Genomic DNA, 26,388 nt, shown 5'->3' on the forward strand with positions numbered 1-26,388 from the left:
TTTTATTGGTTTATAACCTATTCCGTATCTTCTTCTTCGTCTACTGGAGGAGCAATAGGAGTGGGGTTGGACATTTTATTCGCTGTGGTTGATCGGCCTTGTTTCATCGATTCACCTACCATGTTGCTAGCAGTAAAGCTTGCCACCATGTTGTTTAGCATGTCACTTCCTGCTTGTGGAGAATTAGGAAGTAAGATTAAATTAGAGTTTGTGTCTGCTCCAATGGCTTGTAAAGTATCATAATGTTGTGTAACCACAATTAACGCCGATGCTTCTTGTGAATTAATACCCACTCTGTTCAGTACATCTACACTTTCTACTAAACCTCTTGCAATCTCTCTTCTTTGGTCTGCAATACCCTGTCCTTGCAAGCGTTTGCTTTCTGCTTCTGCTTTTGCTTTAGCGACAATTCTAATTCTAGACGCTTCTGCTTCAAATTCAGCAACTGTTTTTTCTCTATCTGCGGCATTGATTCTATTCATGGCATTTTTTACTTGAATATCAGGATCGATATCAGTAACTAAGGTGTTGATAATCGTATAACCATAAGTTGTCATTGCTTCATTTAATTCTCTTTTTACAGCAATGGCAATATCGTCTTTTCTTTCAAATACATCATCAAGTTTCAGTTTTGGTACTTCGGCACGTACCACGTCAAATACGTAAGATGTAATTTGGTCATGCGCATATTCTAATTTGTAAAAGGCATCGTATACAGTATCTTTTACCACCATAAATTGAACAGATACTTTCAGTTTCACAAACACGTTGTCCTTAGTTTTTGTTTCAATGATAACGTCTAGTTGTTGTATTTTTAAATTGACACGCCCTGCAATTCGATCTATTAAGGGAATTTTTAAGTGTAATCCAGACTGTCTTACGCTATGAAATTTACCAAATCGCTCTACGATAACCGAAGATTGTTGTTTGACCGTGAAAAAGGACGACATTAAGATAAAAAGTCCTAACACAAGAATGATAATTAATGCAATGTTCATGATATTATATATTTAGTTAAATAATTAGGGTTAAATTACAAAAAAACTTTAGGTTTGTCGTTGTTTAAATCAACTATATGAAAAAGCTAGTCTTGTTACTGATGTTTGTTTGGAGCTATACTAGCAGTTCCGCTCAATATGGGTATAGAGATTCTAACCGAATTGGAATTACTTTAGGCGCTAATCAATTCACTTTAAACACTTCTAATTTTAGTTCTAAACCTGATTTAGGTTGGAATGCTGGTTTATCAGTTAGAGGTAATTTTTATGATAATTGGGATATGGTTTATGCCTTACAGTTTAGTGAAAACAATTTTTCAGTTGCTACGACTAGTTTAATTAGTGGTAAAGAAGACGTGAATTATAAGCTATCATCTGCTCAAATTTCTTTATCTCTTAGCTACATTTTGGTCGAGAATCATCTTAGTATTGAAATTGGTCCGTTACTGCAAGTAAATGGTAAACTTCAAATCGATAAGTCGAATGAAAATAATACGATATCTGGAACAACTCTTTTAGCTAAAGACATTGTAGACATTTCTAAATTTAACTTTTATCCAACGGTTGGCTTAACAGCTGGACTCAAACATTTTAGATTAAATGTATCATATCAATATGGTATCAATAACATGTTAGGGAATCTAAATAAAAATAGTTCTGGAGTTAATTTTAAAGGAAATGCAGGAATAGTAAATGGTAATGTTATTTTGTATTTATAAAAAAAGCCTCCAATTCTAATGGAGGCTTTTCTGTTTTTATAAAGTAGCTATTGCTTTTTCGATTCTTGCAATCGTTTCTTTTTTCCCAATGAGTTCCACGATATCAAATAGATGAGGACCTTTTAAAGCACCAACCAAACTCAAACGGAAAGGTTGCATTACTTTACCCATTCCTATTTCGTTTGTCGTCATCCAATCCTTAACTATGGTTTCGATGTTTATGGAACTAAAGTCATCGATTGAATCTAAAACAGTAACTAATTGTTGCATTAAGGCTGGTGTTTCTTCTTTCCAGTTTTTGCTCGCTTTGGCATCATATTCTGATGGTGCAACAAAAAAGAAATCACTTAATTCCCAAAATTCTGAAACGAAATTAGCGCGTTCTTTTATTAGTGAAACAATCTTTGTTAGATTGAATTGTGCTGCCTCTATGTTTTTATCTGATAGGGTAGAAGAGAAGGTTTTTGCTAAATCTTCATCCTTTTGAAGCATTAAATAATGGTGGTTGAACCATTTATTTTTTTCAGGATCAAATTTTGCTCCTGATTTGTGTACTCTATTCAAATCAAATGAAGCAGCTAATTCTTCAAGTGAAAACAACTCCTTTTCAGTACCGTCATTCCAGCCTAGTAGGGCTAGAAAGTTTACTACTGCTTCTGGAAAAAATCCCTTTTCTCTGTAACCGGATGATTTTGTCATGTTGGAAGCATCTGTCCATTCTAATGGAAATACAGGGAAGCCTAATTTATCTCCATCGCGTTTAGATAATTTTCCGTTTCCTACCGGTTTTAATATTAAAGGTAAATGAGCGAATTGAGGTGCATCCCATCCAAAAGCTCTGTACAATAAAACGTGTAAAGGCATAGATGGTAGCCATTCTTCACCACGGATCACGTGTGAGGTTTCCATTAAATGGTCATCAACGATATTGGCTAAGTGATAGGTTGGCATTCCGTCACTCTTGAATAAAACTTTATCATCTAATAAACTAGTCTCAAACTTGACATCGCCTCTTATGATGTCTTTGAGATGTAATGTTTCGTTAACCGGTGTCTTAAATCGGATTACGTATTGATCTCCCTTTGCAATTCTTGCGGCAGTTTGTTCTGCAGTTAATGAAAGTGAGGTGTCTAAGGTTTCGCGGTTCGTATGGTTGTAGATGAAGGTTTTTCCTTGTTCTTCCTGTGTTTTTCTGGCTAGTTCCAATGCTTCAGTAGTGTCAAAAGCATAGTATGCCCAATCACTATCTATTAATTGTTTAGCATAATCAGCGTAGATGTGTTTTCGTTCACTTTGGCGGTAAGGTCCAAGTTTTTCGTTTTTGCCTATTGTTTCATCAGGTGCAATTCCTAACCACTCTAATGCTTCCATAATGTATTCTTCTGCACCAGGTACAAATCTATTTTGATCTGTATCTTCAATACGAAGGAAAAAAGTTCCTTGGTGTTTTTTTGCAAATAAATAATTAAATAAAGCGGTTCTAACACCTCCAATATGTAATGGTCCAGTAGGACTTGGTGCAAATCGCACGCGTACTTTTTGTGACATTCTATTAATTTTGGTGCAAAGATACAATTTCAATTGTGGAAATGTTGAATATAGAAATCAGTTATTTAGGTGGTTATGGCCTTTATTTAATTTTAGGAAGTATACAAACATTAAAATTTGTACTTTTATTGGTTATTAAACAAGCTAAATGTAGTGAAGGGATCCAATTTGATTTTTAGAAAGTTAGAAGATTTTATCAGGAAGTATTATGTAAATGAGCTTATAAGAGGCGTTCTGCTTTTTATTGGTTTAGGTTTACTGTATTTCTTGTTCATTATAGTCGTGGAACATTTTCTTTGGCTTAAGCCGAAAGGCAGAACCGTTTTATTTTGGTTATTTGTTGTGATTGAAGGTTATTTACTGGCCCGTTTTATCGTTTTCCCAATTTTTAAATTATTGAAACTTAAAAAAGGTATAGATTACAATACTGCCGCGGGTATCATAGGAAGTCACTTTACTGAAGTGAAAGATAAATTATTGAATTTTATCCAGCTAAATCAGGATGTTGAAGAAGGCTCAAATTCGGATCTTTTAGTGGCATCAATCGAGCAGAAGGCCGTAGCACTAAAGCCTATTGTTTTTTCTAATGCGGTCGATTTTAAAGCCAATAAGAAGTGGATACCTTTAGCAGCGCTTCCATTAATTGTTATTGGGTTATTTTATATTTCAGATGATAATAAGTTTATTGCTCAAAGTTTTAATCGGGTGGTGCATTTTAATACCGAATATTTACCGCCGGCTCCTTTTAAGTTTGAAGTGCTTAATGCAAAGTTAGTGGTGGAGGAGAACGATGATTTTGTGTTGCGTGTGCGTACCGTAGGAACAGTGGTGCCTGAAAAGGTTGTTATTGTTATGGATGGAGAAAGTTATTTCTTGGAGCAGACTAAGGTTGGAGAATTTGCCTACCGCTTTTCAAATGTTAAGGAAGACATTCCTTTTAATTTGAAGGCAAATGAGGTTACTTCTGGAGATTTAAATTTGAACGTTTTAGCTGTTCCCTCCATTAAAAACTTTGAAATGCAGTTGGTTTTTCCATCGTTCTTAGGTAGGAAAAGTGAAATTGTTAAGGGTGCTGGAAATGCTATTGTTCCAGAGGGAACAATTATTAAATGGGTGCTTACGGCCGCTGCAACATCGTCAGTCGATTTGGAGGCAGGAGGCAAGGTTCAGTCATTTAATAAAATTGATAATCAATTTATTCTCAAGAAAAGCATTAGTCAAAACACAGATTATCAAATTGTTACTAGTAATTACAACGCAAAGCGATATGAAAAACTTAAATATCAAATTACCGTTATAAAAGATCAGTTTCCTACAATTGAGGTTGCTAAAAGTCCTGATAGTTTAAAGGTTAGCAGTAATTATGTGGTTGGTCAAGTTGGTGATGATTATGGTTTATCACGATTACAAATCGTATATTATGATGTTAAGAATCCCACAATCGGTCAACGTGTTGCTTTACCTATTAAAAATGGTGTTTTTGATCAATTTGTTTTTGCTTTTCCAGGGAACCTACCAGTTAAGGAAGGTGTTGTTTACAATTATTATTTTGAAGTTTTTGACAATGATTTATTGCATGGTTTAAAGAGTGCGCGATCGTCTGTGTTTAGTTCCCGTATTAGTACGGAAGAGGAAGTACAAGATCAGATCTTTGACCAGCAGTCTGATAATATTAAAGGCTTGCAACAGTCATTAACGAAGCAAGAAAAACAATTATCACAGTTGGGTAAGCTGCAAAAACTTGGAAAGGAAAAAGAAAATTTTAGTTATGCAGAGCAGCAAAATGTCAAAGATTTTATTCAACAGCAAAAGAAGCAAGATCAAATGATGCGGGATTTTGCCAACAAGTTAAAAGAGAATTTAGGTAAGGAAGCTGCAGGTAAAAAGGACGAGTTCAAGGAAGCTTTGGAGAAGAAGGTTGATAATGCTAACGAAGACTTGGATAAAAACAAGAAGTTGTTAGACGAATTACAAGCGTTAAATGACAAAATTAAAAGTGAAGAACTTACTGAAAAAATTGAAAAGTTTAAGCAAAACGGTAAGAATCAGGTTAAGAATTTGCAGCAGTTAGTTGAACTGACTAAACAATTTTATGTAAAGAAAAAGGCAGAGCAAATTGCTGATAAGTTAGACAAGCTGAGTAAAAAACAAGAAGAGTTAGCGAATTCAGATAAAGCAAATTCGAGTGAAAAGCAGAAGGATATTAATGATGCTTTCAAAAATATTGAAGAAGAGTTAGCGAGTTTAAAGAAGGATAATGCCGATTTAAAAAAGCCGCTTGACATTGGTGACGATGCAGCTGCGACCAAATCTATCGATAATGATTTGAATAAAGCCGCTGAGGAATTAAAAAAGGGTAATGAAAGTAAGGCTAAACCCAATCAAAAGAGTGCAGCGAGCAAGATGAAGTCTTTATCAAGAAGGATGTCAGATAGTTTGTCTAGTTCTGAGTCGGAACAAATGCAAGAGGATGTAAAGATGCTGAGGCAAATTTTGGACAATGTTCTCGCTTTTTCTTTGGCTGAAGAAGTAGTTATGTTGGATGTCAGAACGCTTAATTCTAGTTCGCTTTCCTATAATAAAAACATTAAAAAGCAACAGGATTTAAGGTTGCAGTTTAAGCATATTGATGATAGTATTTTTGCAATGTCTATACGTAATCCCAAGTTTACTGACGAGGTTACAAAAGAAATTGGTAATACGCAGTATAATTTGGACAAGGCCTTAGAGAGTCTTGTTGAGTCAAGAATTGCTAAAGGGGTATCTCATCAACAGTATGCTATAGCTGCTTCTAACAAATTGGGTGATTTCTTGAGTAGTATTTTAAGTAATATGCAAAACGAATTAAGCGGAATGGGTTCGGGTAAACCTCAAAAGGGAGAAGGTCATGGAATGCAATTACCTGACATTATTTCTAAGCAGCAAGGGTTGGGCGATAAAATGAAAGAAGGTGGTAAGAAGGACGGTAAAGCTGGCGGTAAGAAGGACGGTGGAGACAAAGAGGGTGGCGAAGGAAGTGATGGTGAAGGCGAAGCTAAGGATATCCTAGAAATCTACAAGGAACAAAAGGCATTAAGGGAGGCGCTCGAGGGAGAGTTGAAACGCCAAGGTGTAGATGGTCAAGGGAAAAGTGCAATTGATAAGATGAAGCAAATCGAGAAAGAATTGTTAAATAAAGGATTTAATAAAGAAACGCTTCAAAAGGTTTTAGAAGTTAAGCAAGAATTATTAAAACTTAAATCAGCACTTCAAACTCAGGGAGAGGACAGCGCAAGGCAGTCTGAGGTTGGTAGTAAGCGTACTTCTAGTACGAATAAGCCCTTGCCAGATGCTTTAATAGATTATTTAAATAGCATAGAGATATTAAACAGACAATCATTACCTTTGCGCTCCAATTTAAACCGTAAGGTTCAAGAATATTTTAGCAAATAATGATCAATTTTAATTACGAGAGCGATTTTAATTTAGCCGACGAAAACAGCATATCTGAATGGCTATCGAATGTATTAGTATCTGAAGGCAAGTCAGAGGGGGAGATTAATTACATCTTTTGCGATGACGACTATTTACACAAACTAAATGTCGAATATTTAGACCATGATACGCTTACAGATGTTATCAGTTTTGATTACACTATGGGTAATGAAATTAGCGGTGATTGCTTTATATCTGTGGAGCGTGTTGCTGACAATGCTAATGATTTTAACGTAAGTTTTGATGAAGAGTTGAAGCGTGTTATTGTTCATGGTTTATTGCACTACTGCGGTTACAAAGATAAGGACGAAATGGATGAGGCTTTAATGCGTTCAAAAGAGGATGAAAAATTAGCTATGTTCCACGTGAAACAGTAGTTTAAACATCTTTCAATTTGTGTTCCACGTGAAACATTTTTTGTTTGTCTTTGCTGTTTTTTGATTTTTGTTTCACGTGGAACAACACATCAGTAGTTCTTTAAATTGTTTAGCTGTTCCACGTGAAACAACTGCTGTTTAGTTTTTAATTTTTTCAGTTTGTTGTTTGTTTTTTAGGTTTAATACTATTCCCAACTGTGTTGGGTTAATTTTTATAAAAATGTTTCAAGAAGAGTACGATGTTGTAGTTGTTGGTGCGGGGCACGCAGGTTCAGAGGCTGCAGCGGCAGCAGCTAATTTGGGTTCCAAAACTTTATTGATTACAATGAGTTTGCAAAATATTGCGCAAATGTCATGTAATCCGGCAATGGGCGGAATAGCCAAGGGTCAAATAGTACGTGAAATTGATGCGCTGGGTGGGTATTCAGGTATCATATCGGATAGAACTGCTATTCAATTCAAGATGTTGAATAAGTCCAAAGGTCCTGCGATGTGGTCACCACGAGTGCAATCAGATCGTATGCGTTTTGCCGAAGAATGGCGGATGATGTTAGAGGGTACTCCAAATCTTGATTTTTATCAAGAAATGGTGAGTGGTTTGATAATTGAGAATGGAGAGATCAAAGGGGTGAAGACTTCTTTGGGTGTTGAAATTCGTTCTAAATCCGTTGTGCTAACGAATGGAACTTTTTTGAATGGTTTGATTCATATTGGTGAAAAACAATTTGGCGGTGGTAGAGCAGGGGAGAGTGCTGCTTACGGAATTACCGAGGATTTAATTAAAGTTGGTTTCGAGGCTGGAAGAATGAAGACAGGTACGCCTCCACGTGTTGATGGTCGTTCTTTAGATTATTCTAAAATGAATGAAGAAAAGGGAGATGCTCGCCCAGATAAATTTTCCTATTCTGATGTTACTTCTCCGTTAGTGCATCAAAGGTCATGTCATATGACTTATACTTCGTTAGATGTCCATGATATTTTAAGAGAAGGTTTTGATCGCTCTCCAATGTTTAATGGACGTATTAAAAGTCTTGGCCCAAGATATTGTCCATCGATAGAAGATAAGATAAATCGTTTTGCTGATAAAGAAAGACATCAGTTATTTATTGAGCCCGAAGGTTGGAAAACATGTGAGGTATATGTTAATGGTTTTTCTACATCCTTGCCAGAGGATATTCAATTTAAAGCATTGCGTTCGGTTGTTGGATTTGAGAATGTGAAATTCTTCCGTCCAGGATATGCAATCGAATATGATTATTTTCCGCCAACACAATTAAAGCATACTTTAGAAACTAAGTTAGTAGAAGGGTTGTATTTTGCTGGACAAATTAATGGTACGACAGGATATGAAGAAGCCGCTTCTCAAGGATTGATGGCTGGTATTAATGCACACTTGAAGGTAAATGAGAAAGCGCCTTTAATTTTGAAAAGAGATGAAGCGTACATTGGAGTCCTTATTGATGATTTAATTACCAAAGGAACTGAAGAGCCTTATCGTATGTTTACCTCTCGTGCTGAATACCGAACATTACTACGTCAAGATAACGCTGATTTTAGATTGACTCCTATGGGTTATGAAATTGGTTTAGCTTCGGAAAAGCGGTTACGCCGAATGGAGCATAAATTAAATGAATCTGAAAAAATGGTTGCTTTTTTCAAAGAAACAAGTGTTTCGGTTGCTGAAGCAAATCCTATCCTCGAATCTAAAGGAACTGCTACAATTTCGCAAGGTGATAAAATGTTTAAGGTATTTTCTCGTCCGCAAATTGATTTAGAAGATATTTTAAAATTTGATAAGGTTAAGGATTACGTGTCTGAAAACAATTTAGATCAAGAAATTTTAGAACAAGCCGAAATTCAGGTGAAATATTCTGGATATATTGAGAAGGAAAGAAATAATGCTGATAAATTGACGCGTTTGGAAGATGTAAAGATTCCGGTTGATTTTGATTACGATAAAATAAAGTCGATGTCAATTGAAGCGAAACAAAAGTTAACCAAAATTCGCCCAGTGACGATTTCGCAAGCTTCTAGAATAAGTGGAGTTTCACCAAGTGATATTTCAGTGCTGCTTATTTATATGGGCAGATAACTAATTGTTGCGGACGTGGCTTCGTTAATTTGAGAACAAAAGTGCTAGTAAATAGTATTTAATAAAGTTTGTTCCACGTGAAACTAGGTTGCTAAGGCCTATTATCATTGGATTTTTTATAAAATATAAAAAGAAGGAGTAATGGCTATTAATGTCTTTTGCTCCTTTTAAAAGTTAAAAGGGCCAGCATTGCTGAATAGTAATTGCGGCTATCAGTTAAAATCAGGTTATTTAAAAATACTTATAAATGAATATTTCAAATAAAAAACATTTTCTTACGGTTAAAGATCATTCTGTTTCAAAAGAAACTTTTGAATTGTATCATGATGCTGATTTAGATATGTTAATTACGTCACCACAACCCAGTTTGGATACTTTGGGTAAGTACTATGAAAGTGAAGACTATATTTCACATACGGACAGTAAAAGATCCTTATTTGAAAAAGCATATCATTTTGTTAAAAATATTGCACTCAAAAATAAATTACAACTAATAAACAGTGAGCAAGTATCCAAGGGCAGGCTATTGGATATTGGGGCAGGTACGGGTGATTTTTTGACGGTAGCTAAGGAAAATGGTTGGAAAACAGTGGGAATTGAACCAAGTGATAGAGCTAAAGCCATTGCAGTAAGCAAAGGCATCTCTTTTGTAGAAAGTACAAAAGAGTTGGCCGATGCCTCTTTTGATGTTATTAGTATGTGGCACGTATTAGAACATGTTCCTGATTTAGATTACCAAATAAAAGAATTGAAACGTTTGTTGAAACCAACAGGTACTTTGATTGTGGCGGTTCCAAATTTCAAATCTTTTGACGCAAAACATTATGGAGCTTTTTGGGCAGCGTATGATGTGCCTATCCATTTTTGGCATTTCTCTAAAAAAGCAATTAAAGTGTTATTCGAAAAAGAAAATATGAAATTGGAAAAAGTGCTTCCTATGAAGTTCGATTCGTTTTATGTTAGTTTATTATCTGAAAAATACAAAAACGGAAAAATGAATTTTATCAGTGCTTTTTTGGTAGGATTGAAATCTAATCTAAAAGCAAAGCACAATTTCGAATATTCATCACATATTTATGTTCTGAAACAAAGCTAAACCGAATTTTAAGCCCTTTTTAAGTTGTTTTTACCCTTTTGGCATATAAATTCATTGCTAATTTTTATTTAAGCCTTAAAACGCAATTAAAAGAGGTGGTTTTAATAATTATTTCTTATTGATTTTTTGAATTGAATAATATTAGCTTATAGTGTTAAAAATAGCTGTTTTTTAAAGTTTTTTAGGTTACTACCTATTTTTTCATATTTTTGCTTACACACTTAAATTACAAATAAACCAAAATGAAAAAAGTATTATTATTTATCGCAATTTCTATTTCAGTAGTTGCTTGTAACAAGCCATCAGAAGTTAAAGAGGTAAAAACTGCTTATGTAGATACTTCGGTATTAATGAAAGAATATACAGAGGCAAAGGATCTTGAAGCGAAATACAAAGCACAATCGAGCGAAAAAGGAAGACAATTAGAAGCTGAAATCAACCGATTCAAGCAAGATGCCTCTAACTTTCAAGCACAGGCACAAGCAAATGGTCAAGAATGGGCACAAAAACGTGGAGCTGAATTGCAAAAAAGAGAGCAAGAATTAGGCTATGCACAACAAGCATTAGCACAACAATTGCAGCAAGAAGGTGGAGCTGAAATGGATTCATTAGTTTCAGGAGTAAAGAAATTCATAAAAGCATACGGAAAAGAAAAAGGATACTCATACATATACGGTACAGGTGATGCAGCGACTGTATTATATGCTGAAGAGAAGTATGATATCACTAAAGAGGTGATAAAAGCATTGAATGACAAGTACAAATCTGCAGCTAAATCAGATGATAAAGAGGAAGTTAAAGCAGATGAAAAGAAATGATTTTCTTTTAATATAAAAGGTAGAGCCTTCATTTCTAGTTTAGAAATGAAGGCTTTTTTTATTGCTATAGTCTTTTGGTCGGATCTCCAGGAAAAAAGAGGAGCCTAAAGGGGCGTATGATATAGTATAGGAAATACAGATTCTTAGGTAAGGTAATCGACATGCAATCCTCAGGTTGTGGGTGCATTATATTTAGAAAACTTTTACTTAAATATTTTAGCCGATCTATTGTTTTTGCATAAAAACAAGTACTATACTTAAGGTGCGTATACGTAAAAGTAATAGTATCAAAAAATGGTGACTTATTTTCTCTTACCTTTCTATAAGAGCCACTTAAAATCCTGTTAATGATTCCGTTAGTTTTTTTTGTTCTTGGCTGCAAAACTGTAATACCTAATAATTTGCTCATGGTGTTGTGCACCAGCGGTAAGTTATAGCTTTCTGCTACCGTTTGTAGTACGTTTATTTCTGCAGTGCTTAATTCATTTTTGCTTTGTGCTTCTTCTATTGTAAGCCACATTTGAGCAAGATCAACCACTGTCTTCATGTAGCCCATAGTGTCCATAAGCATATGGTGTAAGGCAACCGCTCTAAAATGTTCCACGGGAAGCAAACAGTCAACTTGCTTTTGAAATAACTGATAATTAGTCGTTTGCTGTGTTGCAAATGTATTTCGGTGATCCGGTAAGTAGGTTGTTTTGCTTATAATATTAAAATGTAATTCTACATGATGCAATCTTTTCGAGCCCACGTGTTTGTCAAAGCTAAAATCTTTATGAAACTGAACAAAATTTTCATGACCCACCCAATCATAATACTCTTTACTATAGGGAGAATACCCGTCATTTTCTAGTAAAATAATAGCTTTAGGAATGTCCTGTGGAGCTATAATAAGATCAATATCACTGGACTCCCTCATACCAATATTACCAAAAAACTGCTTTGAAAATGCAGTTCCTTTGTAGGGAATCAAATTAACATTATGCTCTTTAAACAAAAAGATAATGCGTTCTGTTTCTTTTGCTTGTTCAAAACTTTGCAAGGTTAGCTTGTTTAGCTCGCTAGTAAGTTTAATTTTTACACTTTCAGGTATTTCGATTTTTAATAGTATTCGATAAACAATAGGCCTAACCTTTTGTTTAAGGTTACTTTTGTAAAAGACCGACCAATCTACCTCGTTTGTGTTTATAAAGGTCCGTAAATCATCTAAATTCGATGATTTAAAGTGTATTCTACAGCATAAGACAATTAAGGCTATAGAAGAGTCGTATTCTTTGTTAATATCTGATATAACGAGCATTTATAGAAATTGGATTAAATAGTATTTAGAGGACTAAAATAACAACTTATTTTAAAATTATTTTGTTGGTAAGTTTAATTCTATCAAATAATCGATTTCCTTAAGTTGATTTAATCGTCTCATTTTCATGAATTCGTTTTCAGCTTCTTTAAGTTGGTATTCTTCCAGTGATATTAATAAACCAGTGCTGTTGCTAAGTTTGTAATCTTTTAATTCTTCAGCTTTATTATAGATCCAATAGTCCGCAAAAGCTAGTGTTTTTGCGCCATTGCTTTTAGTTTGTAACCGCACCTTGTCAGGTAAAATTCCTTTACAAATATTCCTAAATAAGGCTCTAGAATACGGGATTGGTTTGAATAATTTGGTAGGTAAGCTGTACATGATTGTTAAAAGTCTGATGTCTGCCAAAGGATATACGGTCTCCAAATCATATTGGTTAGCATATGTTCCTTCTGACTCTGCTCTTAATGTAGTATGTGCTCTACAAATTTGTTCTTTTTGCCAGCTTTTAAAGCTAGGATTAAATGTAAAAGAAGTATCTTGTAGTTCTGTATAAAATTTTGATTTCTTGTTCAGTAGATTTCTTTTTTCTTGTATTTCCGTAAAGCCGAAATAGGTTGTGTTTTCTTTTTTTTGTTTGTAATACTTAATAATCTTCTTTATTGCAGCTCTTCTAAAACTAGTAATTAAATCAAATAATCCGGTTACATTAAATTCATTTAAATAATCATAGAAATAATTGCTTCCAGTTTGTGAAATTCCTTCATCACCAGGAAACCCACTGAATAAAACATCAACTTGATTCTTTGAAGAAAATTTGTAAATGGTGTCCTGCCAAATGGCATCACTATTAGCAATACCACCCATAACTTTATTTCTTATCTCCAACTCTTCAAAAGTATCTTGAAAATAAAAAGAAGTAATAGGATGGTGATTTTCTCTCTTTAAATTGGCATACCTAATAATTTCTTCCTGTGTATCTTGCTCATCTATTCCGTTATCAGAATAGGCTATGGTCTTTTCATTAAGTACAAAGGAATAGGTGTGTAAGTCATCCTTGTCCATTTCACGAGATAAGATTACAGCGATAGCTGATGAATCCATGCCGCCAGAGAGTTGGCACCCTACTTTTTTCTTGCCTTTAATTCTACACCGAACAGCTTCAATAAAACAAGTTCGCAATAGAGTAATATAGTCATCGTTACTTTTACATTGGATCAAATCAATTTTTGTGAGTTCCCAGTATTTTTTTTCTTCTATTTTTTTTCCTTTTCCTACTGAAACATAATGTGCAGGTTTTAACCTTTTAATATCCTTGAAAAAAGTATCCTCAACATTCTGTGGAAAATTTCGTAATTCCTTGGCAATGTATTCTTCGCTTAATTGTGGAGATTCTAACAATGCTGATTTTATTTCAGATATAGTTGTCCCAAAGTAAAATAATCCATTTTGCTCCATGTAAAAGAGTGGACGTATACCCATTTGATCTTTGGCAAGAAAAAGCGTTTTTTGATCATTACTCCAAATAGCAAAACTAAAATCACCTATAAAATGATCTACACATCTTTCTCCCCATTTTGCGTAAGATGCTATAATTACTTCTTTTTCTATGGTAGTAGTTTTAAGATTTAAAAGCTTTTGCAATTCGGTAATGTTATCTAGCCTGCACCAGCCAGTGTAATGTAAATTTTTAAATTCAGTATTATTTTCAAAAGAAGAATTAAAATCAGTCAGTAAAATTTCATCTGTATCAAGATGAAAAAGTTCCTTTGTTTTTAATTTATTATGAATATATTTTTGCTTTGCTTCGGTAAAAGCAGCTTCTTTTAAGTTTAAAATTCCAAAAAACCCTTTCATTTCGTTGTATTTTTTTACATTTGCTAAGTTAATAAAATATCAAAATAAAGCGCGCTAATGCAATACTATTACAAGGTTTTTAATCTAATATGTTCTTCTTCAATACAACTACCCTCTTTTACAGTAGTTGAGGAGGAGATTAAGCCTGATTTTGAAGTGACTATAGGCGTAGTAGGGCCAGATTTTAAAGTAGAACCGACTATTAAAAAACCATTTACTCACTTTAACGAGAATGAATTTTTTTATCAAATTCCTAATGTTGCCAAATATTTTGTTTCTGACGGAAAAAAAGTAGTTATTGAGCCGCTTTGTGAGGATTGGGACACAATTTTATTGTTTTTTTATTCTAACTGTATTGCGGCTGTACTTTTTCAAAATAATTTAATGCCATTTCATGTTTCAGGAGTTATGGATGCTAGTGGAGGACTTTGGTTATTTGCGGCACCTTCAAGAACCGGAAAATCCACCACAGCTTTAAAATTAAAAGAAAAGGGCTACACCTTGTTTACAGATGATACTGCCTTAATAAAAGTTGAAAATAATTCATGTGTAGCTATAGCCTCTTATCCCGTTCTAAGAGCATGGGAAAACACCTTGGATAATCAACAAGTTTATTCTTACTCAGATGCAAAACAATTGCGTGCCGAAATTAATAAGTTTGGAATTGCATTTCACGATGACTTTGTTTCTACTGCCCAACAAGTAAGAGGAATTGTTTTTTTAGAAATGAAAGGTGATTGCGTTTATATTGAAAAAATGAAAGCTATTGAAGGCATGAAATTGCTTGGAGATAATATTTACCGAAATAGGTGGGTAGAAGGCATGAATAAACAGTTATTACAATTTAAAACCATTAGTGCTATTTCACAACAAGTTCCTTTTTGGAAAGCAATACGGCCAAAAAATAAACTTAGTTTTGATAGTTTTGCGGATGCTATAATCGAACAAATTATAGAATCGAATGGAAAATAATATTATATGGTTAGCTTCTTACCCTAAATCAGGAAACACTTGGTTTCGTAGTTTTTTAACAGCTCTTCAAAACGATGGAAAAGTTGATATTAATACTATGCAAACCGACGGTATATTTTCGTCTAAATCATTTGTAGAGAATATTTTAGATTTATCATGCGATGATTTAAGACCAAGGGAGTTTGAATTGTTTAGAAATATTGCATATAATTACACTGCAAATGAAATTAAAATAGAAACTTATATAAAAATTCATGACGCATACACTTTTACTAATTGGACTGGTTTACCATTGATTTCAGGAATGGGTAGTAGACTAGCCCTCTATTTCGTAAGAAACCCTCTTGATGTAGTTCTTTCTTTAGCCAACCATACTGGTTTAAATGTCGAAGAAACTATAAATAACTATATAAATAATGAAGGAGCAGCATTTGTGAAAAAGGGTAAATCATATGGGCAATATTATCAGTTGTTGGGCACATGGGAAATGCATGCTTTAAGTTGGATTAATCAAGAAAATATACCAGTGCATGTTGTTCGTTATGAAGATATGAAAGAAAATCCTTTTGCAACTTTTAAAGAAGCAGTTGTGCAAATGCAATTGAAATATAGTGATAATGAAATACAAGAAGCAATCAATTCCTGTGATTTTAATAAATTAAAGGAACAAGAAGTTAATAAAGGATTTAAAGAAAAGCAAATAACTGCGTCAAGTTTCTTTTACAAAGGAGAATCAGGACGCTGGAAAAAAGAGTTAACTAATGAACAAATAGAAATTATAATGACCGTAAACGAATCAATGATGAAGCGTTTTGGTTATTGGGAAGAAGCAATAAAGCAAATAAATAAAAATGGAAAACAGAAAATATAGATTAAATACGGATAAAGTAGTATTTACACCTTTGGAAGAAGAAGGGGTTTTGTATGCTTTAGAAGAGAACAAGTACATTAGTTTAAATGAAACTTATACCTCAATTTTGAAATTCATTGCTGAAGGCCTTACATTTAAAACTATTGTGGAGCGGCTAATGATGGAATATGATGTAGAAGAAAAGGAATGTTCTCTTCAATTAAAGAGGACTATTGCAGATCTGATAGAAAAAAAATATATAAATGAAGAGGTTGCTTAGAAATGTTTTCGTTTTAACTAGGCGGCAAAAAAAATTAGTATTACTAGTTTTTCTATTGTCAATTCATAGAAATTTACTTTTACTAATAAGTTCAAAACGTGCTTTTGCTGAACAGATTATCAATAATTCACTAGTTAAGGAGAATTTAACAGCTGAAAAAACAGCTATAGCAAAGGATATTGCTTTGGCAATTGCTATTTGCAACAAATATATTTTTTGGAAGAATGTTTGCCGCCACCAATCTTGGCAGGCAGTCTACTTACTTATTAAATATCAAATACCTTTTCAATACTTTATAGGTGTGAAAAAGGTAGATAATGGTAGAGAAGGACATTCTTGGGTCAAAGTACAGAATAAATTTATTTGTGGCAGATACAATATAAAAGACTATATTGTGTTAAAGCATAAAACAAACATATAAAAAAAGCTCACTGAACAGTGAGCTTTTTTTATATGTTTGTGTCAAAAATGATTACTCAACTAAGAATCCCCATCGGTTGCAACATACACTTCATCAGCACCAGCCTGAGGACCATTATTTATTGCTATTTCAGTAGCTACAGGAGCCATCCATTGTTTTTTTGCTATGTTCATAATCTTGTTTTTTTAGTTGTTTACAAATAATACTACAAAAGTATTCTTTTTTTCTGTTAAAAAAAATTTCTGTTAAAAAAAAATGTAAAAGTTTTTAAAATTTCTTTCTTCTTCAAAGAAAATGCTTGTTTTTTTACCAATTAAGTTCAAAAGACTAAATTTGGACTCAAAACAATAGTTACCGTATGAAAGATCAGGCCAATTTATTCCAACAAAACTATTCCGTATCTAGAAAAGAGCGCGAAGAATTGAATGGCCACACTGCTTTCACCATTTGGCTAACCGGTTTCTCGGGTTCTGGGAAATCAACTTTAGCAGCAGCTTTAGACCAATGGTTCCATGAGCGTCAAATTCGCTCGTACATTACTGATGGCGACAATACGCGCATGCATTTAAACAGTGATTTGGATTTTAGCAGAGAGGGACGTAAAGAAAACATCCGCAGAGTAGCTGAGGTTGCGAGACTTTTTAATGATGCTGGGATTATTGTTATTAGTTCTTTTATATCCCCATTTGAAGAAGACCGAACCGCTGCAAAAGCTATAGTTGGTGCTGACAATTATATCGAGTTATACCTTTCTACTCCCATAGAAAAATGTGTCGCTCGCGATACCAAAGGGTTATACGAAAAAGCGATTAAAGGTGAAATAAAAGACTTTACCGGTATTAACAGTCCTTACGAACCGCCTACCAATCCTCATATAACCGTAGACACCTCTTCGGATTCTATTGATGGCTCTTTGAAGCTTATTACAGATTGGCTTTTGCAAAATAAATTACAAGTTAATAAACCCTTAACCTTGTAACGGATCGTGAAAAAGCAATTGCAAATAAAAAAAATTCTAAAGGATTACATCCAGATTTTAAAAGTAATATACGAGGCTTCGCCAGCGAATGCGGTAGTTTATTTTGTATTGGTTTTGTTGCAATCCGTTGTTCCGGTCTTGTCCTTGTACATTACCAAGGAGATAATTGACATTATTACAAGCCCCAAAGGACATGATTTCCAGGAAGTGATTCTGCTCGTACTTGGATTTTGTGTATTACAACTTATTGCTTCTGTATGTGCCCAAATGGCAACCTATGTCAATTCACTTTACCAGCAAAAAGTAGGAGATCACCTTTCCAAGCAAGTGCTAGAAAAAGCCATTACGGTTGATTTCGCTTATTACGAAAACCCTATTTACCACGATACACTACACTTAGCACAACAACAAGCAGTATTCAAAGCAGCACAATTACTCAATAGTTTCAGTACTTTGTTAATGCAGTTTAGTAGTGTGATCATGATTGCCATCATGCTAGCTTATTATTATTGGCAGTATGCCGTAATCATCGTTTTGCTATCGTTGCCCTTATTTGCAGTCAAATGGTTTTTTTCTAGAAAGAGTTTCAGTGAGGAGAAAAATTTAGCGACTGCTGAGAGAGAGTCTAATTATTTGCAGCAAGTTTTAACTGGATTAAGCTATGCTAAAGAGGTACGTCTGTTTGGATACGGAAAAGAATTTATTGAGAGGTATAGTGCTTTAAGGGAGTATCTGTTTAAAAAACGAAAAAGTATTCAAAACAAGCAAAATTTCTACAGTGTTATCATCGAGGCTGGCGAAATTATTTTAGTAGGTTTCATCTTTTTATCCTTGGCGAAAAACACCTGGGAACAATTAATAACACCTGGACTTTTTGTGATTTACCTTCAAGGTTTCCAAAAGTTACAGTCAGGTACTAAAAGTTTTTTGACTGCTTTGGTGCAGTTATTCCAACACCGCATGTTTATCAATCACTTATTTCTGTTTTTAGATATTCCAGAGAGTAATGCGAGTAAGACTACAGTGCCTTTTCCTGCAAAGCCTTCCAAACTAGAGATAAAGGAGTTAAATTTTACGTATCCGGATACCGATAGAGAGGTTTTACATGACATATCTTTGTCTTGTGACAAAGGTCAAATCATTGCTATCGTTGGTGCAAATGGATCAGGCAAATCAACCTTAGTCAAACTTTTAGGAAAATTGTACACTTACCAGCAAGGATCAATTACCATTGATTCCATCCCGTTGAATACAATCGATAATGAAGAATTCAGAACGAAAAGCGTTTTTCTTTTTCAAGATTTCGAAAAATATTTTTTAAGCGTTGGAGAAAGCATTAGTTTAGGATCTAAGGAAAGTATTGATTTAGATAAATTACAAAAAGCAGTGGTCAACAGTGGCGCATCGACATTTATCGATAAAATGAAAGATGGATTTGACTCTAAATTAGGCCGCACTTTTTGGATGGGAGAGCAACTAAGTGGCGGTGAATGGCAAAAATTAGCCTTAGCTCGTTTGTTTTATCGCGATGCGGATTTGGTGGTAATGGACGAACCTACGAGTGCCTTAGATGCTTTTTCCGAAAGCGAACTGTACAATTCCTTGCGTGTTTGGGGTAAAGAAAAAATGATTATTTTAGTTTCCCATCGTTTGTCCCAACTCAAGAAAGCCGATGTTATTTACGTCATGAAAAACGGACGTATCGTTGAGACAGGAGATTTTGATACTTTACTAAATCAGAAAAGCTATTTTTGTGATATGTTCGAGGATCAATTGTAAATCGGTATTAGATTTACATTCAATGCAATTTATAACCTACACGCCTAATGCAAACTATTTCTGAAGCTGCTGCTTACACCTTACAATTCATCAATCAAACGCAACGATCGGTTTTTTTAACGGGTAAGGCGGGAACCGGAAAGACTACGTTGCTGAAAGAAATTATTGCAACAACCCACAAAAATACCGTTGTTGTAGCACCAACTGGAATAGCTGCCTTGAACGCAGGAGGTGTCACGATTCATTCTATGTTTCAATTGCCATTTGGAGGATTTATTCCGTCGTTCAATGTGGATTCTCAGTTTACAGAAACGGTAAAGTTCGAGTCTAAAGATACTTTGCGCAGGCATTTCAAAATGAACGGTCTTAAAAAGGCGGTTATTCGTAATATGGAGCTGCTCGTGATCGACGAGGTTAGTATGTTGCGTGCGGATTTGCTTGATGCCATGGATTATATGATGCAAACGGTACGAAAAAAAACTACACCTTTTGGAGGTGTGCAAGTGCTTTATATAGGCGATTTGTTACAACTTCCACCGGTCATTAGAGACGAGGAATGGCGAACATTGCGCAATTATTACAAAGGGAAATTCTTTTTTCATTCGCATGTGGTACAGCAAAGCCCACCTTTGTACATTGAGTTATCTACAATTTTCCGTCAAACGGATACCGAATTCATTTCGGTACTTAATAATTTACGAGACAATAAAATCACAGCGGCTGATGTGGCGGCTCTTAATAAATACGTCAAACCTGATTTTGACTTAAAAGCCAACAAAGGGTACATCACACTTACCACGCACAACAACAAAGCCGATGCAATGAATGCACAAGCTTTAGAAGATTTGAAAGGGGAATTAATTACGTATTCTCCTGAAATTGTGGGTGATTTTCCAGATAAAATTTTCCCGGTCGAAGAAAAACTACAACTCAAAGTTGGAGCCCAAGTCATGTTTGTAAAAAACGATTTATCTTTCGAAAAAAATTATTTCAACGGTAAAATGGGTGTAATCAAATCCCTCTCTAGCCAAGAAATCCTAGTTCATTTCCCTGAGGAAAATAAAACCATTGAAGTCGATAAATATGAGTGGCAAAATATTCGCTATAAAGTGGATGCGTTTACAAAGGAAGTAGAGGAGGAGGTGCTAGGTACTTTTGTCCATTATCCCATCAAATTAGCTTGGGCAATCACCGTGCACAAAAGCCAAGGATTAACTTTTGACAAAGCTGCGATTGATGTTTCGCAGGTTTTTATGCCTGGACAAGCCTATGTTGCTTTATCACGTTTGCGTTCGCTAGAAGGTCTTATTTTGCTTTCTCCGTTGCGTATGAACGGAATCTCGAATGATCAAGATGTGATGGATTATGCGCTCAACAAAGCAACTGACGAACTATTAAAAAACTCCTTACATTTTGAAACTAAGAATTTTATTCATAACTATCTTATTAACAGTTTTGACTGGTATGATTTAGCCCAAGAGTGGCGCAATCATAAATTCAGTTATGGGGATAAGTCGGAAAACACTACCAAAGCCAATCATGCGAATTGGGCAGCCAAGCAATTGGATGCAATCGAAGGCGGTTTGGACCCATCCAAAAAATTCATACACCAATTAAACAAAATATTCGCCAGCGAAACAGTGGACTTAATGCATGTTTCGGACCGCATTCAAGCGGCTTATGATTACTTTTTTAAACCCATGGACGAGCTCGTTTTTGAGACCATTTGGAAAATTGAAGAGGTCAAACGCATCAAAAAAGGGAAAGCCTACTTTGATGAGCTAAGTATTCTCGAGGAGATGCAATCCAAAGCCGTTTTACGATTGATGAAAGCCAAGCTGCTAATCGAAACCGTAGTGGCAGGTGAAACCATTTCTAAGGAAAAACTAACCTCAGATGAAATCAAAAAATACCTCAGTCGCAAAACCGAATCGATTCAAAATCAATTCAAAGAGACACACGTTACCCTAATCGAGGACGAAGCCGATGCGGAACGCTACACCAAGAAAACTAAGGATAAAAAAGCGCCTAAGAAATCTACGGTTGAGGAAACATACGAGCTTTGGGTTGCCAAAAATTCTATTCAAGACATTGCCACCATTCGTAAGTTGACTACAGCCACCATCGAAGGGCATTTAGTGAAACTGATTCAGTCTAAAAAAGTCAAAGTACAGGATATTTTACCAAACGATAAAATTACCGAACTTAGTGAAGCCTTCAAACACTACAAAGAAGAATCGCTAAACGGAATGAAAGAGCAATTTGGCGAAAAATACAGCTGGGACGAGTTACGCATGTTCAAAGCGAGCTTGAACTAGTTTTGTTTTTAGGAGCAGTACGAGAGTAGTTTTCAAGAACGAATCCTCCCGCAACACATTGAAGATTTTAATAATTTTTTGTGAGATAAGGAATAACGATTAGATAATTAGTAAATTATAAGACTTATTTTTTATAATAATAATTAAAAGATAATCAATTACTTTTGTTCAAAAAATGTTCTTAAACATACCCTTACATTGTAAAATCAAAACGTTAAACATTGTTAATTGTTTTTTTATTTCAAAGCATCTGCTTAGTTTTGTACCGTATTAAAATAGTAATGGCCAGAAGTAAACAATATAACGAACATGAAGTACTAGAAAAAGCAATGGCTGCATTCTGGCGCAATGGGTATGAAAACACCTCTGTTCGTATGTTAGAGAAGGAAATGGGAATCAATCAGTTCTCTATTTACTCTAGTTTTGGAAGCAAACAAGAATTGTTCTTGCAAAGTTTACAATGTTACAAAAGCAAGATTAGTGGCATGTTTGAAAAATTCAAAAATTCAAATAATGGCGTCCAAGACATCAAAGAATTTTTCTATGATTCTGTTCAAATTCCTATCGAAGTAGGCAATTATAAAGGATGTTTTTTAACCAATACCTACAATGAATTTGCCGAAGCCGAGGATCAAGTTATTAATACACAAATGGGCGATTTTATGAATGGTGTAAAAGAGTTATTTATAGAAAAGCTACAACAAGATAAAACAAAAGATGCTGCTACGGTAACCAAACAAGCCAATTATTTATTGCTTGCCAAACATGGTTTAGCTGCTGCATCTCGAGTAAATAGTAAACAAGAAATCGAAGATTATATCGAACTTACCTTCAATAACCTCTAGCTTTTTTTTGTCCTATTTCTAAGCGAATGCTTAGAAATCTAGTATTAAAATAATAAAAATAAAAATTTACAATTATGACAACTTTAAAAATTCACTCTATCGAGTCTGCTCCAGAAGAAAGCAAAGCATTATTACAAGATTCTCAAAAAGCATACGGAATGATTCCAGGATTGCACGGTGTACTAGCTGCATCTCCAAGCGCTTTAAAAGGATACCAAGTTTTACATGAATTATTTGTTGCTTCGTCTTTTAACAACGATGAGTTAACTGTAGTTTGGCAAGCAATCAACGTAGAGCACGCTTGTCATTACTGCGTTCCCGCACACACAGGAATCGCTCATATGATGAAAGTAAACAACGATATTATCGAATCATTACGTAACGAAACTCCATTAGCTGATGCGAAGTTAGAAGCTTTACGTACTTTTACATTAAGCATGGTTCGCAACCGTGGAAACGTTTCTGAAGAAGAATTAAATGCATTTTATGCTGCAGGATACGGGGAACAACAAGTACTAGATATCATCTTAGGTTTATCTCAAAAAGTGATTAGTAACTACACCAATCACATTGCAAATACACCTGTTGACGCAGCATTCCAAAAATTTGCTTGGTCAAAAAAATAATCCATCACTAGATAGATTCCATACAACCTTATTTTAATTATTTGGGCAGCTATTCCGCCTTCCGTTCCCGCTTTTTTTACTGCGCTACGCTACATAAAAAAGAGCTCCACTTAAGTCGGGCTGCGGGAATACGTAACAGGCGAAAGTTCTAGTAATTAAAATAAGGTTTGTATTTTTAAACAAAATTTCAAAAAAATCAGATCATGATAAAAGTAAGCGTAATGTACCCTAATAGTGCCGACATTCAATTTGATGTCGATTACTACAAAAACAGTCACCTTCCTATGATTGCAAAAGCACTAGGTGATGCTTTAAAAGGATTGGAGTTTTCAGTAGGAATAGCTGGTCGCATTCCAGGCGAACCCGCTCCATATTTCGCTGTAGTCGATTTAAAATTCGATAGTGTTGCTAGTTTTCAAGCCTCTTTTGGTCCGCATGCTGAAGCCTTCGCTGCTGATGTACCCAATTACACCAACACAAAAGGCGAACTGCAAATTAGCGAGATCATTTAAGGTCTAAAAGTTAAACACAGTACACGATTGAAATCGCAAAACGGTTATAAGCAAAAAGCAACTCCAAAAAGAGTTGCTTTTTTTATGCTTTTACAGCAGTTTCTTCTCTTTACATTGTCATTTCATTTGTCATTCCTTTCCTGTGTCATTCCGACGAAGGAGGAATCTCCACAAGTTGCTCCATAATCACGCTCAGTATTTTGTCATTCCCTTTTTTTTGTCATTCCGCCAAAGGAGGAATCTCCCCAAGTTGCTCAGTAGTTTTTTCATTTCCACGTAAATTGCTCAATCAGCAGAGATGCTTCGTTCCTCAGCAGGACAAAATAGGCGTATGACTTTATGGTTTAAAATAGTAATTTCGTTTTCATTCGCCAAACCCATTATTTCGTCATTCCTTTCCTTTGTCATTCCGACGAAGGAGGAATCCCCACAAGTTGCTCCATAATCACGCTCAGTATTTTGTCATCCCCTTCTTTTTGTCATTCCGACGAAGGAGGAATCTTCACAAGTTGCTCCACAAACACGCTCAGTATTTTGTCATTCCCTTTTTTTTGTCATTCCGCCAAAGGAGGAATCCCCCCAAGTTGCTCCATAATCACGCTCAGTATTTTGTCATTCCGTTTTATTTTGTCATTCCGACGAAGGAGGAACCTCCCCAAGTTGCTCCACAAACACAATCAGTATTTTGTCATTTCCACTTAAATTCCTCAATTATCAGAGATGCTTCGTTCCTCAGCAGGACAAAATAGGCGTATGACTTTATGGTTTAAAATAATAATTTCGTTTTCATTTGTCCTCCCGTTTTCATTCGTTATACCCATTATTTCGTCATACCCTTCGTTTTGTTATTCCATTCCTTTGTCATTCCGACGAAGGAGGAACCTCCACAAGTTGCTCCACAAATACGCTCAGTATTTTGTTATTCCCACGTAAATTGCTCAATCAGCAGAGATGCTTCGTTCCTCAGCAAGACAAAGTAGGCGTATGACTTTATGGTTTAAAATAGTAATTTCGTTTTCATTTGTCCTTCCGTTTTTATTCGCCAAACCCATTATTTTGTCATCCTCTTCGTTTTGTCATTCCGTCTTATTTTGTCATTCCGACGAAGGAGGAATCTCCACAAGTTGCTCCATAATCACGCTCAGTATTTTGTAATCCCCTTCTTTTTGTCATTCCGACAAAGGAGGAATCTCCCCAAGTTGCTCGACAAACACACTCTGTATTTTATCAATAGACAAAATGTATCATTCCGACGTAAATTGCTCAATTAGCAGAGATGCTTCGTTCCTCAGCAAGACAAAATAAGCGTATAAATTTCCCTTTTAAGCAGTTATTAAACAACAATTTAAACCAATGTAGTATTTTTATTTTTCGTCGCAAAACGACGCTAAAAAAGGCCCGATTTAAAAGGTATAGCCGTCGCTACTTCATTTTTTAGCCCAGATAGCAGCGGCATCCTCTTGTGGTCTCCTTTTTTTGAGACCACAAGAGATAAAGCGGATAGCTGGAAAAAGCTCCAAAAAAAAACACCTCCAAGAAGACTGATGCTCTTTGGAGGTATTTGTAACTAAATTTTTAAACTTTTATAATGATTCAATCAAAATCCAAGCTTGTGGATTATCATTTTTCTGAATTTCTTTTTGAGCTTTTTCTGCCTCGGCATAAGTCGCGTAGCTACCATATAAAACAGGATAGAGTCCGTGCTTGTTTATGGCAATACGTTTGGCTTTGTAGCCTTGCTCCGTCAAGCGTTTGTAAATTTTGTCGGCATTTGCCTCTTCTCTAAACGCGCCTGCCATGATGTGGTACGGCTTCGTGTTTTCTTTAACGGCTAAGGTAACTGCTGGTATTGGGCTTTTAATAAAAAAAGTAGCTTCTTGAATTTTAGCATTCACTTTTTTCTGAACGGCAGTTTCAACAAGAACCGTTTGTGATTCTATTTGGTTTTGATAAACTGGATACCCTATAGCGCCAGTAATTCCTAGTCCAAGAGCAAGTACTGCTGCATATTTTAGGTAGGCAGGAGTTGTTCTTTCCTCAGTTTCTAGAGTGATTGTTTCTGTTTCTACTTTTGTAACCTTGGTTTCTTCAACTACAGTTCTTTTAACCATAGGTGAAACGAACGATGCTAAACCAAAAGAGGTTGTCAAATAATTTGTTTGATCACTTGGTTTAAATACAATGTAACTATCGCTATTCAAACTAAGTTCACCAATGTTTTTAAGTTGTACAACACCATTTTCTTCTAAGCTTTTTTTCCACTGTACTACTTCGTACTGAATAGCGCTTACGGCGTACTCGTACGATGTTTTTTCAGCTCTAGCGATGTGATTCGCTAGTAAACCATCGTTGTTTTTTAAATGGGCATTGAACGAAACTTGTTTTTTTGGTGGAAAAAAGGAGTTTGCGTTCTCATTCCACTGTGCTGATTTGATTTCAGTCAAAAAAGCACCAAAACCAGGAACAGTAACACACTGATAACGATATAATAATTGCGAGATGTAGCTTTCGATGTTCATGTTGACAA

The 26,388-nt window shown here is 35.1% G+C and carries 22 protein-coding genes; 16 read left to right on the forward strand and 6 right to left on the reverse strand.

What is annotated here, in order from left to right; genetic code table 11:
* Window positions 1-17 precede the first annotated feature (17 nt).
* Window positions 18-998 (reverse strand): SPFH domain-containing protein, encoded by a 981-nt coding sequence (locus ACZ2G0_RS03685; RefSeq protein ID WP_300286437.1) that lies wholly within the window; start codon window positions 996-998, stop codon window positions 18-20.
* Between the two features lie 77 nt (window positions 999-1,075).
* On the opposite strand from ACZ2G0_RS03685, the gene ACZ2G0_RS03690 reads away from it, so the two are divergent.
* Window positions 1,076-1,717 (forward strand): outer membrane beta-barrel protein, encoded by a 642-nt coding sequence (locus ACZ2G0_RS03690; RefSeq protein ID WP_470309050.1) that lies wholly within the window; start codon window positions 1,076-1,078, stop codon window positions 1,715-1,717.
* Window positions 1,718-1,753: 36 nt separating this feature from the next.
* Here the strand turns inward: ACZ2G0_RS03690 and gltX are convergent, their stop codons facing one another.
* Window positions 1,754-3,265 carry a glutamate--tRNA ligase gene (gltX, locus tag ACZ2G0_RS03695; RefSeq protein WP_470309051.1) on the reverse strand — a complete coding sequence of 504 codons (1,512 nt, stop codon included), beginning with the start codon at window positions 3,263-3,265 and terminating at the stop codon, window positions 1,754-1,756.
* A gap of 153 nt (window positions 3,266-3,418) precedes the next feature.
* Here gltX and ACZ2G0_RS03700 point away from each other — a divergent pair, with 153 nt between their 5' ends.
* The 5 genes from ACZ2G0_RS03700 to ACZ2G0_RS03720 all read left to right on the forward strand — a co-directional run bounded on the left by ACZ2G0_RS03700 (window position 3,419) and on the right by ACZ2G0_RS03720 (window position 11,122).
* On the forward strand, window positions 3,419-6,697 hold the full coding sequence (locus ACZ2G0_RS03700; protein WP_470309052.1) for a hypothetical protein: 3,279 nt from the start codon (window positions 3,419-3,421) through the stop codon (window positions 6,695-6,697).
* Window positions 6,697-7,116 carry an rRNA maturation RNase YbeY gene (gene ybeY / locus ACZ2G0_RS03705; protein ID WP_470309053.1) on the forward strand — a complete coding sequence of 140 codons (420 nt, stop codon included), beginning with the start codon at window positions 6,697-6,699 and terminating at the stop codon, window positions 7,114-7,116. Before ACZ2G0_RS03700 ends, ybeY begins: the two co-directional genes overlap by 1 nt.
* 220 nt (window positions 7,117-7,336) lie before the next feature.
* Window positions 7,337-9,208: a tRNA uridine-5-carboxymethylaminomethyl(34) synthesis enzyme MnmG gene (mnmG, locus tag ACZ2G0_RS03710; RefSeq protein ID WP_470309054.1), complete on the forward strand. Its 1,872-nt coding sequence runs from the start codon at window positions 7,337-7,339 to the stop codon at window positions 9,206-9,208.
* Between the two features lie 247 nt (window positions 9,209-9,455).
* Window positions 9,456-10,304: a class I SAM-dependent methyltransferase gene (locus ACZ2G0_RS03715; RefSeq protein ID WP_470309055.1), complete on the forward strand. Its 849-nt coding sequence runs from the start codon at window positions 9,456-9,458 to the stop codon at window positions 10,302-10,304.
* Between the two features lie 242 nt (window positions 10,305-10,546).
* Window positions 10,547-11,122, forward strand: a complete 576-nt coding sequence (locus ACZ2G0_RS03720; protein ID WP_470309056.1) for an OmpH/Skp family outer membrane protein — start codon at window positions 10,547-10,549, stop codon at window positions 11,120-11,122.
* Between the two features lie 64 nt (window positions 11,123-11,186).
* On the opposite strand, the gene ACZ2G0_RS03725 is transcribed toward ACZ2G0_RS03720, so the two are convergent.
* Both ACZ2G0_RS03725 and ACZ2G0_RS03730 read right to left on the reverse strand, forming a co-directional pair.
* The gene (locus tag ACZ2G0_RS03725; protein WP_470309057.1) at window positions 11,187-12,422 is read right to left on the reverse strand and encodes a nucleotidyltransferase family protein; all 1,236 of its coding nucleotides are present in this window, start codon (window positions 12,420-12,422) and stop codon (window positions 11,187-11,189) included.
* Window positions 12,423-12,479: 57 nt separating this feature from the next.
* Complete coding sequence (locus ACZ2G0_RS03730) at window positions 12,480-14,279, reverse strand: asparagine synthase-related protein (RefSeq protein ID WP_470309058.1); 1,800 nt, start codon at window positions 14,277-14,279, stop codon at window positions 12,480-12,482.
* A 57-nt stretch (window positions 14,280-14,336) separates the two neighbouring features.
* On the opposite strand from ACZ2G0_RS03730, the gene ACZ2G0_RS03735 reads away from it, so the two are divergent.
* From ACZ2G0_RS03735 to ACZ2G0_RS03780, 10 genes are all read left to right on the forward strand, one after another.
* On the forward strand, window positions 14,337-15,251 hold the full coding sequence (locus tag ACZ2G0_RS03735) for a hypothetical protein (protein ID WP_470309059.1): 915 nt from the start codon (window positions 14,337-14,339) through the stop codon (window positions 15,249-15,251).
* Window positions 15,241-16,122 carry a sulfotransferase domain-containing protein gene (locus ACZ2G0_RS03740; RefSeq protein WP_470309060.1) on the forward strand — a complete coding sequence of 294 codons (882 nt, stop codon included), beginning with the start codon at window positions 15,241-15,243 and terminating at the stop codon, window positions 16,120-16,122. Before ACZ2G0_RS03735 ends, ACZ2G0_RS03740 begins: the two co-directional genes overlap by 11 nt.
* Window positions 16,103-16,381 carry a PqqD family protein gene (locus tag ACZ2G0_RS03745; protein ID WP_470309061.1) on the forward strand — a complete coding sequence of 93 codons (279 nt, stop codon included), beginning with the start codon at window positions 16,103-16,105 and terminating at the stop codon, window positions 16,379-16,381. Before ACZ2G0_RS03740 ends, ACZ2G0_RS03745 begins: the two co-directional genes overlap by 20 nt.
* The gene (locus tag ACZ2G0_RS03750) at window positions 16,365-16,802 is read left to right on the forward strand and encodes a lasso peptide biosynthesis B2 protein (protein ID WP_470309062.1); all 438 of its coding nucleotides are present in this window, start codon (window positions 16,365-16,367) and stop codon (window positions 16,800-16,802) included. Before ACZ2G0_RS03745 ends, ACZ2G0_RS03750 begins: the two co-directional genes overlap by 17 nt.
* Before the next feature lie 358 nt (window positions 16,803-17,160).
* Window positions 17,161-17,781, forward strand: coding sequence for an adenylyl-sulfate kinase (gene cysC, locus ACZ2G0_RS03755; protein WP_470309063.1), 621 nt, complete (start codon window positions 17,161-17,163; stop codon window positions 17,779-17,781).
* Window positions 17,782-17,787: 6 nt separating this feature from the next.
* Window positions 17,788-19,560 carry an ABC transporter ATP-binding protein gene (locus tag ACZ2G0_RS03760; RefSeq protein WP_470309064.1) on the forward strand — a complete coding sequence of 591 codons (1,773 nt, stop codon included), beginning with the start codon at window positions 17,788-17,790 and terminating at the stop codon, window positions 19,558-19,560.
* Window positions 19,561-19,607: 47 nt separating this feature from the next.
* Complete coding sequence (locus tag ACZ2G0_RS03765; RefSeq protein WP_470309065.1) at window positions 19,608-21,878, forward strand: helix-turn-helix domain-containing protein; 2,271 nt, start codon at window positions 19,608-19,610, stop codon at window positions 21,876-21,878.
* Between the two features lie 281 nt (window positions 21,879-22,159).
* The gene (locus ACZ2G0_RS03770) at window positions 22,160-22,723 is read left to right on the forward strand and encodes a TetR/AcrR family transcriptional regulator (RefSeq protein WP_470309066.1); all 564 of its coding nucleotides are present in this window, start codon (window positions 22,160-22,162) and stop codon (window positions 22,721-22,723) included.
* A gap of 74 nt (window positions 22,724-22,797) precedes the next feature.
* Window positions 22,798-23,349 (forward strand): carboxymuconolactone decarboxylase family protein, encoded by a 552-nt coding sequence (locus ACZ2G0_RS03775; protein WP_470309067.1) that lies wholly within the window; start codon window positions 22,798-22,800, stop codon window positions 23,347-23,349.
* Between the two features lie 203 nt (window positions 23,350-23,552).
* Window positions 23,553-23,861, forward strand: coding sequence for an EthD family reductase (locus ACZ2G0_RS03780; RefSeq protein WP_470309068.1), 309 nt, complete (start codon window positions 23,553-23,555; stop codon window positions 23,859-23,861).
* Window positions 23,862-24,146: 285 nt separating this feature from the next.
* Here ACZ2G0_RS03780 and ACZ2G0_RS03785 read toward each other — a convergent pair whose 3' ends face one another.
* Both ACZ2G0_RS03785 and ACZ2G0_RS03790 read right to left on the reverse strand, forming a co-directional pair.
* Window positions 24,147-24,269, reverse strand: coding sequence for a hypothetical protein (locus ACZ2G0_RS03785; RefSeq protein ID WP_470309069.1), 123 nt, complete (start codon window positions 24,267-24,269; stop codon window positions 24,147-24,149).
* A gap of 1,175 nt (window positions 24,270-25,444) precedes the next feature.
* A complete protein-coding gene (locus ACZ2G0_RS03790) occupies window positions 25,445-26,380 on the reverse strand; it encodes an HU domain-containing protein (RefSeq protein WP_470309070.1) in 936 nt (311 codons plus the stop codon).
* Between the last annotated feature and the right edge of the window lie 8 nt (window positions 26,381-26,388).

This window comes from Flavobacterium sp. KKT103 (assembly GCF_055640565.1).